Source organism: Aeromonas sp. R6-2, from assembly GCF_040908155.1.
Lineage (GTDB): Bacteria > Pseudomonadota > Gammaproteobacteria > Enterobacterales > Aeromonadaceae > Aeromonas > Aeromonas schubertii.
The window spans coordinates 23,559-37,050 of record NZ_JBFODE010000029.1 but is presented as its reverse complement, the minus strand read 5'-3'; the positions used below and the strand labels follow the sequence as shown (position 1 = coordinate 37,050).

Here is a 13,492-nt window from a genome sequence, read left to right as displayed (position 1 = left end):
AAACAGGGTGAGCGCACAGGTGCTTTATATGCAGGAGAATCACGTGGAGAAGGTCTGGCTCAAGCGTTACCCGGAAGGGGTTCCGGCCGAGATCGATCCGGACAAGTACGGCTCTCTGGTGGAGATGTTCGAGGAGTCGGTGAGCAAGTTTGCCGACATGCCCGCCTTCGTCAACATGGGACAGACCATCACCTACCGCCGCCTCGAAGAGCAGTCCCGGGCCTTCGCCGCCTACCTGCAAGATGAACTCAAGCTGGAGCGGGGTGATCGGGTCGCGGTCATGATGCCCAACCTGCTGCAATACCCCATCGCCGTCTTTGGCATCCTGCGCGCCGGCATGACGGTGGTGAACGTCAACCCCCTCTATACCCCGCGTGAGCTGGAGCATCAGCTCAAGGACTCGGGCGCCAAGGCAATCGTCATCGTCTCCAACTTCGCCCACACCCTGGAGAAGGTGGTCTACGATACCCCGGTCAAGCACGTCATCCTGACGCGCATGGGCGATAACCTGGGGCTGGCCAAGGGAACCCTGGTCAACTTCGTGGTCAAGTACGTCAAGAAGCTGGTACCCAAATACAACCTGCCGGGGGCCAGCACCATGCGCCATGCCCTCGCCAAGGGACGCTTCCTGCAGTACGTCAAACCCGAGATCAAGAATTCGGACATCGCCTTCCTGCAGTATACCGGCGGTACCACCGGCCTCTCCAAGGGGGCCATGCTGACCCACCGCAACATGATTGCCAACGTCGAGCAGTGTCTGGGTGTCTACGGGCCGCGCCTGCAAGCGGGCAAGGAGTTCGTGGTCACCGCCCTGCCGCTCTACCACGTGTTCGCCCTGACCGTGAACTGCCTGCTCTTTATGCGCCTCGGTGGTTACAACCTGCTCATCAGCAACCCGCGCGATATTCCCGGGTTTATCAAGGAGATCAGGAAATATCCCTTCACCTGCATCACTGGGGTTAACACCCTGTTCAATGCTCTGGTGAACAATCCCGATTTTTCCTCCATGAACTTCGAGCGCCTCAAGCTCACCATTGGTGGCGGCATGGCGGTACAGCGCGCGGTGGCCGAGAAGTGGCAGCAGACCACTGGGGTGCCCCTGCTCGAGGGCTATGGCCTGACCGAGTGTGCCCCCCTGGTGAGCGTTTGCCCCTACGATCTCACTACCTACAACGGCTCTATCGGCCTGCCGGTCTGCTCCACCGAGATCCGCCTGGTCGATGACGAGGGTCAGGTCGTGAGCGAGCTCGGCAAGCCGGGCGAGATGCAGGTGCGCGGTCCCCAGGTGATGACCGGCTACTGGCAGCGCCCCGAGGCGACCGCCGAGGTGATCCAGGATGGCTGGCTCTGCACCGGTGACATCGCAACCTTTGACGAGCAGGGTTTCTTCAAGATCGTCGATCGCAAGAAGGACATGATTCTGGTCTCCGGCTTCAACGTTTATCCCAACGAGATCGAAGATGTGGTGGCCATGCATCCCAAGGTGATGGAAGTGGCCGCCGTCGGTATGCCTCACAAGGTGTCCGGCGAGGTGGTGAAGATCTTCGTGGTGCGCAAAGACCAGAGTCTGAGCGAAGAGGATATGATAGCCCACTGCCGCACACATCTGACTGCCTATAAGGTGCCGAAGCTGGTAGAATTCCGCGACGAACTACCCAAGACCAATGTGGGCAAGATCCTGCGCCGCGTGCTGCGTGACGAGGAGCTTGCCAAGCAGCAATAAGGTCCCTGCCTTCCCCGGCGCCGTGGTTCCCCCACGGCGCTGTTGTTTTCGGGGCCGGTCAGCACAAGGCGACGCCATGCAATACCAACTGATTTTTGAGCAGCCCCGTCTCGAGGCCTACCTGGCCGAGCTCGCGGACGGGCCGCTCGCCATCGATACCGAATTTGTACGTACCCGCACCTATTACCCCCAACTCGGCCTGTTCCAGATCTACGACGGCCATCAACTGGCCTTGATCGATCCCCTGGCCGTGGACATGTCCCCCTTGTGGAAGATCCTCGGTGAGCCGGGTCGTCTCAGCGTGCTGCACGCCTCGGGCGAAGATCTCGAGCTCATTCAGCACGAGGCGGGCCACCTGCCGGCCCTGATGCACGACACTCAGCTCGCCGCCGCCTTCCTCGGTTACGGCGTGTCGGTGGGCTTTGGTGCCCTGGTCAAGGATTTTATCGGGGTGGAGCTGGTCAAGGATCAGGCCCGCACCGACTGGCTGGCCCGTCCCTTGAGCCCGCGTCAGCTCGATTATGCGGCGGCTGACGTCTTCTATCTGGTGCCTCTCTACCGGCAGGTGATGGCGCGGCTCGCCGAGAGTGGCAAGCTGGCCTGGTTCGAGGAGGAGTGTCGTAGCCACTGCGCCCGCAAGGTGGCCATCAGCGATCCCTATCAGGCGTATCTGGACATCGGCAACGCCTGGCAGCTGGGGCGGCGCGAGCTCGCCATCCTGCGCGAGCTGGCGGCCTGGCGCCAACAGGAGGCGGTACGCCGGGATCTGGCAGTCAACTTCGTGGTCAAGGAGCTGCATCTCTACAAGGTGGCGGAGCGCCGACCGGCCTCTTTGCGCGATCTCAACGAGCTTGGCCTGCTGCCCATCGAGATCAAGATCCATGGCAAGCGCCTGCTCGATATCGTCGCCAAAGCCCAGGCCGGGGATCCGCAGCTGTGGCCCGAGCGTATCCGCCGGCTGGTAGACTTTCCCCAGTACAAGGGGGAGCTCAAGCGCATCAAGGCCCTGGTCGAGGAGAAATCCAAGGAGTGTGGCGTGCCGCCCGAACTTATCGCCAGCAAGAAGACCATCCACCAGTATTTCACCTGGAGCTGGCGCCTGAGCGAGGCCGAGCGTGCTGCACTCGAGCCTCCTGCTCTGCTCACCGGCTGGCGCCGTGAGCTGGTGGGGCATCTGCTGCAGGAATAGGGAGCAGGGAGATCTCTGCCCCGAAGCGTTTGAGTATGTTCTCATAACGCCGCTTGTCGACGAGCAGGGCCCGGATCGAGGCATCGATCCGGGCCTTTTGTCGCTCATCGGTACTCGCGAGGCTCATGATGAGGTGCACCGGGGTGGCCCGGGTCGTTATCAGCGGGTAGAGCTCATCGAGGGGAGGGCACTTTGTCTCAGGGTGATGAGATTACCCGGATCTATGATGATGCCCTGGATCCGATCAGAGAGCAGCAGTCGAACCAGTGGCTCGAGGCGCATACGAACGATCAGCTGTTTCTGAAGGCGGGGATCGGCCAGCAGGGGGCGAAAGGTCTCACCGTAATCAAAGCCTTTGAGCACCCCGAGCAGGAAGTCGTCGCGTTCCACAAGCTCCTGTAATCCCTTGAGGTGCTGCCACTGGGGCAACTGGGGGCGGTGGATCATCAGGGCGGTCTGTTCGGTGCGGTAGGGGAGAGAGAAACGGGCATAGCGGGCGCGCTCTTCGGTGTTGTTGGCCGACATGCCGATATCTATCGAGCCAAATTCGATCTCCCGCAGCACCCTGGCCCAGGGCATCTCGATAAATTGGGGGGTGAAGCCTGCCTCTTCCAGGATGAGACGGGTCAGCTCCACATCCAGGCCGGTCAGGTTGCCTGCGCTGCGATAGGAGTAGGGATACCAGTCGGTCCAGCCGACGCGCAGGGGTTGATGCATCTTGTTGGCCTCATGGGCCGCAAGAGGAAGAGCCAAAAAAAGAAGCAGGAGTAAACGAAGCACGATACGCCCCCGGCTGGAGTCACTCCCCAGAGTATTGAGCAGGGGAGAGCGGCTCACCAGCCAGAGGTGGCATCCATTACAATTCGTGGGCGTGGTTGCCCTTGCGATAACGACTCTCGCAGCGCGGGCAGCGCTGCAGGGCGGGATCCTGATCCAGTGCGGCGACGGAGAGCGGCTCCTCGCAGTCGGCGCAGAGACCATAGAGGCCCAGTTCCATCTGACAGAGGGCGGCCTCCACATGGAGCAGCCGGGCGGTCAGGGGGGCGCTCTGATTGGGCAGGAGTCGCTGTCCTATGCTGATCAGCTGCTCGGTATCACACTGGGCCAGCTCGGGCCCCATTTCGCCAACCTGCGTCGCTTCCATCCGGGCAACCAGCTCGGCGCGGGCTTCGGCCCAAAGGGATTCGAGACGGCGACGCCATTCGATCAGGCGTGCCTCACTCAGTTCACACACAATGCCCCCATCAGGCTAACAACAGTGCGCTCAGTATAGGGAGGGCGAAGGGGGCTCAGAATGATATGAGTCAAGTTAGCCATGGTTAGCCCAGCTTTTCTGCCGCCTGCAGCAGGGCCTCCCGGATTGGCGCTATCTCTTTATAGGTACGCAGGGAGAGAAACAGCGCATCGGCCTCAGGGTATTCCCGCTTGAGGTAGCTAAACCACTGCTTGATGCGGCTCGGGTAGTAGTCGGCCTTGTCACTGGCCAGATCCTGATCGCTGTAACGCACCATGAGTCGCAGCACCTCGGGCCAGCTCATGTGGGGGCACCCTTGCTTCATCACATCGGCAAGGTTGGGCAGCGACAGGGCGCCGCGTCCCACCATGAGGCGATCGCAACCCGACACCTCGCGGCAGCGGACGGCGTCGGCGTGGTTCCAGATCTCGCCGTTGGCGGTGACCGGGATGGGCAGGGTGCGGCGGATGGCGTCCACGTATTCCCAGTGGGCCGGAGGACGGTAGGCCTCGACCTTGGTGCGGGCGTGGACTGCCAGCTCGTTGGCGCCCCCCTGACAGACGGCGTCGGCGTTCTCCATATAGAGGGACTTGTCCTCGAAGCCCAGGCGGATCTTGGCGCTGACCGGCAGGTGCGCCGGCACCGCATCGCGCACTGCCCGCACGATGGCGTGTACCGTCTCGGGGGTTTTCAGCAGCACGGCGCCCCCCTGGCTCTTGTTGACCGTGGGAGCGGGGCAGCCAAAGTTGAGATCGACCCCGGGGGAGCCGAGCTCCACGGCGCGCAGGGCATTTTCGGCCATCCACTGTGGGTGTTGTCCCAACAGTTGTACCCTGACCGGCGTGCCGGCACGGGTCTTGCCGCCTTGCTTGAGTTCGGGGCAGAGGCGGTGATAGACCTTGGCAGGCAGCAGCTGATCGACCACCCGCACGAACTCGCTGATGCACAGGTCGTAGTCGTTGACGGCGGTGAGGGTCTCGCGCATGAGATGATCGAGCACCCCCTGCATGGGGGCCAGAGTGACGTGCATGAAGATGGCTGCCTGCGTGAAAAAGGAGGCGAGATTGTAGTGGCAAGGGGGGCGCCTGTCAGCCACCATCTCAGCCAGGATAGTCGTACTCTGGGGAGGAGCGAGATGAAGACACTCTTGATGCTGCTTGGCTGGCTCAGTCTTGTCACTGGTGTGATTGGGATGGTGCTGCCTCTGTTGCCGACAACCCCGTTTGTATTGCTGGCCGCCGCCCTCTTCGCCCGCTCGTCACCGCGCTTTCACGCCTGGCTGTTGGCCCACCGCTACTTCGGCCCCCTGATCCTGGACTGGCAGCAACACAGGGGGATTCGTCGTTCGGCACGGCGGCGGGCCAACCTCTTTATATTGATGACCTTATCACTCTCGCTGATCCTGATACCCGATATCCGGGTGCGTGTCCTGCTTGTGGTGATAATGGTGATCCTGCTCACCTGGCTCAATCGTTTGCCCCTGGTCGAGCCAGTTGCATTGAAGGAGTGAAGTGCCTAAGCTATGGCGGCAAAATGCAATGGAGTGGGCCTGTCATTTTTGCGATGACGGGCTTTTTTGTTTTTCGCCGAGGCGAGTCGAATCAACGGTTACAACATGAACCCGGATACCCTGAAGTTTCTCGAAAACAGCATCAAGACCATTCCCGACTATCCCAAGCCGGGCATCATGTTTCGCGATATCACCAGCCTGGTGGAAGATGCCGAGGCATTTCGCACCACCATCGATCTGCTGGTGAAGCACTATCAGGATCAGGGGATCACCAAGGTAGTGGGTACCGAAGCCCGTGGCTTCATCTTCGGTGCACCGGTGGCCTGTGCCCTCGGCGTCGGCTTCGTGCCGGTTCGCAAGCCCGGCAAGCTGCCGCGTGAGGTGATCGAGGAGTCCTACGAGCTGGAATACGGTCAGGACACCCTGCAGATGCACACCGATGCTATCGTGGCCGGTGACAAGGTGCTGGTGGTCGACGATCTGCTGGCCACCGGTGGCACCGTGGATGCGGCGGTGAAGCTTATCCGCCGCGCCGGCGGTGAGGTCACCGATGCTGCCTTCGTCATCTCCCTGCCCGAGCTGGGTGGCGATGCCCGCCTGACCGCGGCCGGTGTCAAGGTGCTGAGCCTGGTTGAGTTCGAGGGGGAGTGATCCCCTCGTGCTGACAAGGGCCGCCTCAGGGCGGCTCTTGTCGTTTATGGGTGCCGCAAATCCGCGCACTCGATCCCCGGACGGTATTGCCGTCGTCCCCTTTGTGTTAGCATCCCCGCCATTACCTTCCCAGCCCCAGATGGAGTGCGATGAGCTATCAGGTTCTGGCCCGCAAGTGGCGCCCCCGTACATTTGACCAGGTGGTAGGTCAGCAGCATGTGCTGATGGCCCTCACCAATGCCCTGGAGCAGGGGCGATTGCACCATGCCTATCTGCTAAGCGGCACCCGAGGGGTCGGCAAGACCACCATCGCCCGCATTCTGGCCAAGAGCCTCAACTGCGAGCAGGGGGTGAGCAGCCATCCGTGCGGCGTCTGCGACACCTGCCGGGAGATCGACCAGGGTAACTTCGTCGACCTGCTGGAGATAGATGCGGCGTCGCGCACCAAGGTGGAGGACACCCGTGAGCTGCTCGACAACGTCCAGTACCGACCGGCCCGCGGGCGCTTCAAGGTCTATCTCATCGACGAGGTGCACATGCTCTCTCGTCACAGCTTCAACGCCCTGCTCAAGACCCTGGAGGAGCCGCCCCCCTATGTGAAGTTTCTGCTGGCGACCACGGATCCCCAGAAACTCCCCATCACCATACTGTCGCGTTGCCTGCAGTTTCACCTGAAGAGCCTGGATCAGACCCAGATCGCCAAACAACTCGAGTGGGTGCTGGACAGGGAGGCGCAGCCGTTTGAGCCGCGCGCCCTGTTGGCCCTGGCCAAGGCGGCCGATGGCAGCATGCGCGATGCCCTGAGCCTGACCGATCAGGCCCTGGCCCACGGCAACGGCAGCGTGCGCCTCGAGAGCGTGCTCTCCATGCTCGGTACCCTGGATCATCGCCACCTCTACCAGCTGGTGGAGGCGGTGCTGCGCCAGGATGCGCCGGCTGCCATGGCCAAGGTGGCCGAAATCGCCACCCTGGGCCCCGATTTTGATCAGCTGCATGCCGAGCTGGAGGCCCTGCTGCACCGCACCGCATTGGCGCAGATGCTCCCCTCCAGCGTGCAGGAGGAGGGGGGCGATGCCGATGCCCTGCGTCTGTTGGCCCAGACCATGAGCCCCGAAGAGGTGCAGCTCTGTTACCAGATTGCCCTCAATGGTCGCAAGGAGCTTCCCTGGGCCCCGGATGGTCGCTCCGGCCTCGAGATGACGGTGCTGCGCATGCTCGCCTTCTCGCCCCGCCGGGTTGCGCTGCCGCCGGCGAGCTTCAGTCCGGCGCCCCAGGCCATGGCGCCTCTGGGGACCATGACGGCGGTGCCCGCCCAGGTGACGCGCTCTGCCGATGAGAGTGCCCCTGCCCGGCCCCAAGGGTTGGCGCAAGAGCAGAGTATCAGCCCGGCGCCGGTGGTCGCGGACGAGACGGGAAAGTCGTCACCGGCGGGAGAGCCTGAGCCCGCCGAGCAGGCCCTCTTTGCCGAGCAGGCCGAGTTGATGCAGCAGGCCGAGCAGATGGGTTATGCGCCCTCTTCGCAAGAAGAGGTACAGGCCGTGGCGCCTTCCCCCGTGGTCGACTCCCCTGAGCCTGAGCCCAGGGTCTCGGGGGCCCTGGCACTGCTTGGCAAGAAGAATATGCTGCGCAGCCGCTCCCGTGGTGAGCCTGCGCCGGTGCGGGTACCGTCGGTCACACCGCCTCGCCAGGTCGAGAGTGCCCCGTCCCCCGCGCCGCGAGCAGAGCCTTTGCGTCCCGCGCCGCCTCGTGTGGATCCGGCCTTCGCCCCCCTTGAGGAAGAGGAGGATGACGGTCAGCTCTGGAGCGACTACGAGGCGGCCATGGCCAGTGCCGAGCCGCCCATGAGTGCCCCGCCCGCGTCGGCGGCATCCGTCGACGATCTGCCGCCTTGGCCGCTGGATGATGGTCCGGCGCCCATGCCGGCCCCCGAGCCTGTCGCGATGCCAGTGACCGCGCCGGTTGCGCCGCCTGTTGCAGAGCCTGTGATTGCGACAGAGGCGCTTGCCTCCCCCGAGCGACTGCCCATCGACTGGGATGAACTGGAGAGCGACGAGGAGCAGGGGGACTTTGGCGAGCGCCTGATGCCGGCCAGCCTGCTGGCCCACTGCGGCGATCCCTGGGCCGAGCTCATCTCCCACACCCAGGTGGGGGGGCGGCTGCGCCAGCTTGCCATTAACTCGGTGTTGCGCCGGGAGCCGGGTCTGTTGCACCTGACCCTCAAGCCCGAGCAGCGTCACCTGGTGAGCGACAAGGCGTGTCAGGCTCTGGCCGAGCATCTGACGCCGGCGCTCGGTGAGGCGGTGCGAGTCGAGGTGGAGCTGGGGGTCGTCGAGGGGCAGGAGACGCCGCTTGAGATCGAACATCGCCTCTACATGCAGGTGTTGGAGCAGGCGCGAGGGGACATGCAAGGGGATCCCCATATTCAGTTTTTACGTCAGCGCTTCGGAGCCGAACTTCATATCGACTCCATCGAACCTCTGACCGATTGATGTCAGTCACGCTGATGTCACCTTCGGGCCCGCCCGGCTTGAAAAAATGCTTGCCGCCCCCATATTGTTCGGTAAGCCCCGCGGCCTGGCCGCATCCGTTCACGATGAGAGACGAGAGATATGTTTGGTAAAGGTGGAATGGGTAACCTGATGAAGCAGGCGCAGCAGATGCAAGAGCGCATGCAGAAGATGCAAGAGCAGCTGGCCGAGATGGAAGTGATCGGCGAATCCGGCGCGGGTATGGTCAAGGTCACCATGACCGGCAACCACAGCGTACGTCGCGTCGACATCGACCCGAGCCTGATGGAAGATGACAAGGAGATGCTCGAGGATCTCATCGCGGCCGCCTTCAACGATGCGGTGCGCCGTGTCGAGGAGCAGAACAAGAGCAAGATGGCCGAGCTGACTGGCGGCATGCAACTGCCCCCCGGCTTCAAGATGCCGTTCTAATCCCGATGGGCCCCGCTTCGGCGGGGCCTTTTGTATCCGATTCAGGCTCATAGGCTATGATTGTGATGGTTTTTACGGGAGATCATCATGCGCACGCGACACGCTTTCTGGATTGGACTGCTGCTACTGGCCCCCTCGCTTCGGGCCGAGCCGCTGCTCACCATCGAGGCAGGCACCGGTGGGGTGGTGAGCCTGACTCGCGAGCAGTTTACCGCTTTGCCCCAACATCGTTTAACGACCAAGACACCCTGGACCGAGGGGATGCACGCTTACCAGGGGGTGTTGCTGCGGGACTTGCTGAATCAGGCCGGGCTCAAGACCCCCGAGGTGTGGGCCGTGGCACTTAACGACTATGCGGCGTCTATCCCCAGGGAAGATGCTGACCGTTACCCCGTGCTGGTGGCGGCCGAGCAGGATGGCGCTGTGCTCACGGTACGCAACAAGGGGCCGCTTTGGATCATCTATCCCTTAAGCGATTTTCCCGAGCTCGACAAGGAGCGCTACCACAGCCGCATGGTGTGGCAGGTCAAGCGTCTCGAGGCCCGCTAGTCTTCCGTATCGACGCAGGTCTTCGCCCATGACAAGGTGGGGCGGGTTTGGGTATAGTCCTGCCCCACACCGTGAGCAAAACGAGAGCGCGATGAAATTCAGTCCCCTCCTTGACGAGATGATCAAGGCCCTGCAAGTCCTGCCCGGCGTCGGCCCCAAGTCAGCCCAACGGATGGCGTTCCAGCTGCTTGAGCGCGAGCGCAGCCGTGGCCTGCGGCTGGCCCAGACTCTGACCCGGGCCCTGACCGAGATCGGTCATTGCAGCCACTGCCGCACCTTCACCGAGAACGAGCAGTGCGATCTGTGTGCCAGCCCCAAGCGTGCCGAGAACGGCCTGCTCTGCGTGGTGGAGAGCCCGGCCGATGTCGCTGCCATCGAGCAGACCGGCCACTACAGCGGGCGCTACTTCGTGCTGATGGGGCACCTCTCGCCGCTCGACGGTATCGGCCCCGAGGAGCTGGGGCTCGAGATCCTCGAGCGCCGGTTGCAAAACGAGGCCATCGAGGAGCTGATCCTCGCCACCAACCCCACCATCGAGGGGGACGCTACCGCCTGGTACATCGCCGAGATGGCCCGCTCTGCGGGGGTCAAGGTGAGCCGCATCGCCCACGGGGTACCGGTTGGCGGCGAGCTGGAGCTGGTGGACGGCACCACGCTCTCCCACTCATTGATGGGGCGTCAGCCCCTCAACTGAGTCGTCACTCCCGCCACCGGGTCGTCAGGCCCGGAAGATCCGGGCCCTGCACATGCGGGGCCTTTTTCTGCGGGCCAGTGGTGAAATATGCAGCGGTCGGTGCGGCATTTTATCTGTCACCCCTTGAAAGCCGTCAGGGCGCCCCCATCTTCCTTGTCGAATCCGTTCAACCTGAAATCGTCAAGGAATTGCCGATGACCCAAGCCGTTCATGCAGAAACCCACGGGTTTCAGACCGAAGTCAAACAGTTGCTGAGCCTGATGGCCCACAGCCTCTACTCCAACAAAGAAGTGTTCCTGCGCGAGCTCATCTCCAACGCCTCCGATGCCGCGGACAAGCTGCGCTTCAAGGCGCTCTCCGAGCCTTCCTTGTATGAGAACGACGGTCAGCTGCGCGTTCGTCTCATCGTCGACAAAGAGGCGCGCACCCTGACCATCTCCGACAACGGGATCGGGATGAGCCGTGACCAGGTGATCGAGCACCTGGGGACCATCGCCCGCTCCGGCACCGCCGAGTTCTTCAAGAACCTCTCCGGCGACCAGAGCAAGGACTCCCAGCTGATCGGCCAGTTCGGGGTCGGCTTCTACTCCGCCTTCATCGTTGCCGACAAGGTGACCGTGGTTTCCCGCGCCGCCGGCGAGCCGGTTGATCGCGCCGTGCAGTGGGAATCGGAGGGTGAGGGCTCCTTTACCGTCGCCGACGTGACCAAAGAGGGTCGCGGTACCGACGTGATCCTGCACCTGCGCGCCGAGGAAGAGGAGTTCCTCGATGACTGGCGTCTGCGCTCCGTGGTGGGCAAGTACTCCGATCACATCTCGATTCCGGTGGAGATGTACAAGGAGGGCACCCCGGATCGGGAAGAGGATGGCGAGACCATCGTCGGCACTCCGGGTGAGTGGGAGCAGGTCAACCGGGCCACCGCCCTGTGGACCCGCAACCCGAAAGAGATCAAGGACGAAGAGTACCAGGAGTTCTACAAGCACATCGCCCACGACTTCGAGGATCCGCTCTTGTGGGCCCACAACCGGGTCGAGGGGGCTCAGGAGTACACCAGCCTGCTCTACGTGCCGGCACGCGCCCCGTTCGATCTCTACAACCGCGAGCAGAAGCACGGCCTCAAGCTCTACGTGCAGCGCGTCTTCATCATGGACGACGCCGAGCAGTTCATGCCCACCTACCTGCGCTTCGTGAAGGGGGTGCTGGACTCCAATGATCTGCCGCTCAACGTGAGCCGCGAGATCCTGCAAGACAACAAGACCACGGCGGCTCTGCGCAAGGCGTGCTCCAAGCGGGTGCTCTCCATGCTCTCCAAGCTCGCCAAGGACGATGCCGAGAAGTACGCCACCTTCTGGAAAGAGTTCGGCAACGTGCTCAAAGAGGGTCCGGCCGAGGACTATGCCAACCGCGAAGAGATCGCCAAGCTGCTGCGCTTTGCCAGCACTGCCGGTGACGGCGAGGCTCAGACCGTGTCGCTGGAAGATTACGTCGGCCGCATGAAGGAAGGTCAGCAGAAGATCTACTACATCACCGCCGACTCTTACGCCGCCGCCAAGAACAGCCCGCATCTGGAGATCTTCCGCAAGAAGGGCATCGAGGTGCTGCTGATGTGGGATCGCGTCGACGAGTGGCTGATGAGCCACCTAAGCGAGTTCGACGGCAAGCAGATGATCTCGGTCACCCGAGGTGAGCTGGATCTCGGCGAGCTGGAAGATGCCGCCGACAAGGAGGCCCAGGAGGCGTCCGAGAAGGCCAACGCCGACCTTATCGAGCGGGTGAAGCAGAGCCTGGGCGATGCGGTCAAAGAGGTGCGCGTCACCCATCGCCTGACCGACTCGCCGTCGTGCATCGTCACCGACGCCTACGGCATGAGCACCCAGATGCTCAAGCTGATGCGCGCCGCCGGCCAGCCGGTGCCGGAGCAAAAATATATCCTCGAGCTCAACCCCGAGCACGCCCTGGTCAAGAAGCTGGGCGATATCGAGGACGAGTCCCTGTTCGGTGACTGGGTGACCCTGCTGCACGAACAGGCCCAGTTGGCGGAGCAGGGAGGACTGACCGATCCGGCCAGCTTCGTGGCCCGCGTCAACCGGCTGCTGCTGAAGTAATAGTGCAAGGCCCACCTCGGTGGGCCTTCTGTTTTTTGCATGTTCACGCACCACGCTTTCGGTTGCGCGAAGCAAAAAGGGCGTCACAAGGAGCGGGAACTGGTGGTAAATTGTGCGCTTGTCCCCCCGAAACTTGTGGAAGCAGGGGAAAGCGTGTAGCTTTTCTTGCGCTTAATTTTGAATAACCAATCAATAGGAGCGTGTATGCGCATTGTTCTGCTCGGGGCGCCGGGTGCCGGCAAGGGTACCCAGGCTCAGTTCATCATGGAAAAACACGGTATTCCGCAGATCTCCACCGGCGACATGCTGCGCGGTGCGATCGCGGCGGGCACCGAGCTGGGGCTCAAGGCCAAGGCGGTGATGGACGCAGGTCAACTGGTCTCCGACGACATCATCATCGGTCTGGTTAAAGAGCGTATCGCCCAGTCCGACTGCGCCAACGGCTTCCTGCTGGACGGTTTCCCGCGCACCATTCCCCAGGCCGAGGCCATGAAGGAAGCGGGCGTCAATGTAGATTTCGTGCTCGAGTTCGATGTGCCGGACGAAGAGATCGTCAAGCGCATGAGTGGCCGCCGCGTACACCCGGGCTCGGGCCGCACCTACCACGTCGTCTTCAACCCGCCCAAGGTGGAAGGCAAGGATGACGTGACCGGCGAGGATCTGGTGATCCGTGCCGACGACGAAGAGACTACTGTGCGCAAGCGCCTCGACGTCTACCACACCCAGACCGCCCCGCTGGTCGGGTTCTACAAGGCAGAGGCCGATGCCGGCCGCACCAGGTACCACAAGATCGACGGTACCCAGAGCGTCGATGCGGTGAGTCAGCAACTGGCTACCCTGCTGGGCTAAAGTCTGGTATTAAAAGAGGGCCCATCAGGGCCCTTTTTTTATAACGATG

At 62.6% G+C, this 13,492-nt stretch carries 13 protein-coding genes; 10 read left to right on the top strand and 3 right to left on the bottom strand.

What is annotated here, in order from left to right; all coding sequences use genetic code 11:
* The first annotated feature begins 43 nt into the window (after positions 1 to 43).
* Both fadD and rnd read left to right on the top strand, forming a co-directional pair.
* Positions 44 to 1,723 (top strand): long-chain-fatty-acid--CoA ligase FadD, encoded by a 1,680-nt coding sequence (gene fadD / locus AB5Y48_RS04890; protein ID WP_144431459.1) that lies wholly within the window; start codon positions 44 to 46, stop codon positions 1,721 to 1,723.
* Positions 1,724 to 1,799: 76 nt separating this feature from the next.
* On the top strand, positions 1,800 to 2,912 hold the full coding sequence (rnd, locus tag AB5Y48_RS04885; protein WP_368163883.1) for a ribonuclease D: 1,113 nt from the start codon (positions 1,800 to 1,802) through the stop codon (positions 2,910 to 2,912).
* A 159-nt stretch (positions 2,913 to 3,071) separates the two neighbouring features.
* Here rnd and AB5Y48_RS04880 read toward each other — a convergent pair whose 3' ends face one another.
* The 3 genes from AB5Y48_RS04880 to dusC form a co-directional block, all read right to left on the bottom strand.
* The gene (locus AB5Y48_RS04880) at positions 3,072 to 3,629 is read right to left on the bottom strand and encodes a substrate-binding periplasmic protein (RefSeq protein ID WP_368163881.1); all 558 of its coding nucleotides are present in this window, start codon (positions 3,627 to 3,629) and stop codon (positions 3,072 to 3,074) included.
* A 139-nt stretch (positions 3,630 to 3,768) separates the two neighbouring features.
* Positions 3,769 to 4,137, bottom strand: a complete 369-nt coding sequence (locus AB5Y48_RS04875; protein WP_050666007.1) for a conjugal transfer protein TraR — start codon at positions 4,135 to 4,137, stop codon at positions 3,769 to 3,771.
* 94 nt (positions 4,138 to 4,231) lie between these two features.
* Positions 4,232 to 5,176, bottom strand: coding sequence for a tRNA dihydrouridine(16) synthase DusC (gene dusC, locus AB5Y48_RS04870; protein WP_368163879.1), 945 nt, complete (start codon positions 5,174 to 5,176; stop codon positions 4,232 to 4,234).
* A gap of 105 nt (positions 5,177 to 5,281) precedes the next feature.
* Here dusC and AB5Y48_RS04865 point away from each other — a divergent pair, with 105 nt between their 5' ends.
* From AB5Y48_RS04865 to adk, 8 genes are all read left to right on the top strand, one after another.
* Complete coding sequence (locus tag AB5Y48_RS04865) at positions 5,282 to 5,656, top strand: YbaN family protein (protein WP_368163877.1); 375 nt, start codon at positions 5,282 to 5,284, stop codon at positions 5,654 to 5,656.
* Positions 5,657 to 5,761: 105 nt separating this feature from the next.
* Positions 5,762 to 6,307, top strand: a complete 546-nt coding sequence (gene apt, locus AB5Y48_RS04860) for an adenine phosphoribosyltransferase (protein WP_050666008.1) — start codon at positions 5,762 to 5,764, stop codon at positions 6,305 to 6,307.
* Positions 6,308 to 6,456: 149 nt separating this feature from the next.
* The gene (gene dnaX, locus AB5Y48_RS04855) at positions 6,457 to 8,796 is read left to right on the top strand and encodes a DNA polymerase III subunit gamma/tau (protein ID WP_050665923.1); all 2,340 of its coding nucleotides are present in this window, start codon (positions 6,457 to 6,459) and stop codon (positions 8,794 to 8,796) included.
* Between the two features lie 120 nt (positions 8,797 to 8,916).
* The gene (locus tag AB5Y48_RS04850; RefSeq protein WP_050665924.1) at positions 8,917 to 9,246 is read left to right on the top strand and encodes a YbaB/EbfC family nucleoid-associated protein; all 330 of its coding nucleotides are present in this window, start codon (positions 8,917 to 8,919) and stop codon (positions 9,244 to 9,246) included.
* An 87-nt stretch (positions 9,247 to 9,333) separates the two neighbouring features.
* Positions 9,334 to 9,795, top strand: coding sequence for a molybdopterin-dependent oxidoreductase (locus AB5Y48_RS04845; protein ID WP_368163876.1), 462 nt, complete (start codon positions 9,334 to 9,336; stop codon positions 9,793 to 9,795).
* A 91-nt stretch (positions 9,796 to 9,886) separates the two neighbouring features.
* Positions 9,887 to 10,489 carry a recombination mediator RecR gene (gene recR, locus AB5Y48_RS04840; protein ID WP_050665926.1) on the top strand — a complete coding sequence of 201 codons (603 nt, stop codon included), beginning with the start codon at positions 9,887 to 9,889 and terminating at the stop codon, positions 10,487 to 10,489.
* Between the two features lie 194 nt (positions 10,490 to 10,683).
* The gene (gene htpG, locus AB5Y48_RS04835) at positions 10,684 to 12,594 is read left to right on the top strand and encodes a molecular chaperone HtpG (RefSeq protein WP_050665927.1); all 1,911 of its coding nucleotides are present in this window, start codon (positions 10,684 to 10,686) and stop codon (positions 12,592 to 12,594) included.
* 204 nt (positions 12,595 to 12,798) lie between these two features.
* Positions 12,799 to 13,443, top strand: a complete 645-nt coding sequence (gene adk / locus AB5Y48_RS04830) for an adenylate kinase (RefSeq protein ID WP_050665928.1) — start codon at positions 12,799 to 12,801, stop codon at positions 13,441 to 13,443.
* Positions 13,444 to 13,492 lie beyond the last annotated feature (49 nt).

Excerpts from the sequence above, each read along its gene's own strand:
- rnd (WP_368163883.1), top strand. The coding sequence starts at position 1,800 with ATGCAATACCAACTGATTTTTGAGCAGCCCCGTCTCGAGGCCTACCTG.
- AB5Y48_RS04880 (WP_368163881.1), bottom strand. The coding sequence starts at position 3,629 with ATGCATCAACCCCTGCGCGTCGGCTGGACCGACTGGTATCCCTACTCC.
- dusC (WP_368163879.1), bottom strand. The coding sequence starts at position 5,176 with ATGCACGTCACTCTGGCCCCCATGCAGGGGGTGCTCGATCATCTCATG.
- AB5Y48_RS04865 (WP_368163877.1), top strand. The coding sequence starts at position 5,282 with ATGAAGACACTCTTGATGCTGCTTGGCTGGCTCAGTCTTGTCACTGGT.
- apt (WP_050666008.1), top strand. The coding sequence starts at position 5,762 with ATGAACCCGGATACCCTGAAGTTTCTCGAAAACAGCATCAAGACCATT.
- dnaX (WP_050665923.1), top strand. The coding sequence starts at position 6,457 with ATGAGCTATCAGGTTCTGGCCCGCAAGTGGCGCCCCCGTACATTTGAC.
- AB5Y48_RS04850 (WP_050665924.1), top strand. The coding sequence starts at position 8,917 with ATGTTTGGTAAAGGTGGAATGGGTAACCTGATGAAGCAGGCGCAGCAG.
- AB5Y48_RS04845 (WP_368163876.1), top strand. The coding sequence starts at position 9,334 with ATGCGCACGCGACACGCTTTCTGGATTGGACTGCTGCTACTGGCCCCC.
- recR (WP_050665926.1), top strand. The coding sequence starts at position 9,887 with ATGAAATTCAGTCCCCTCCTTGACGAGATGATCAAGGCCCTGCAAGTC.
- htpG (WP_050665927.1), top strand. The coding sequence starts at position 10,684 with ATGACCCAAGCCGTTCATGCAGAAACCCACGGGTTTCAGACCGAAGTC.
- adk (WP_050665928.1), top strand. The coding sequence starts at position 12,799 with ATGCGCATTGTTCTGCTCGGGGCGCCGGGTGCCGGCAAGGGTACCCAG.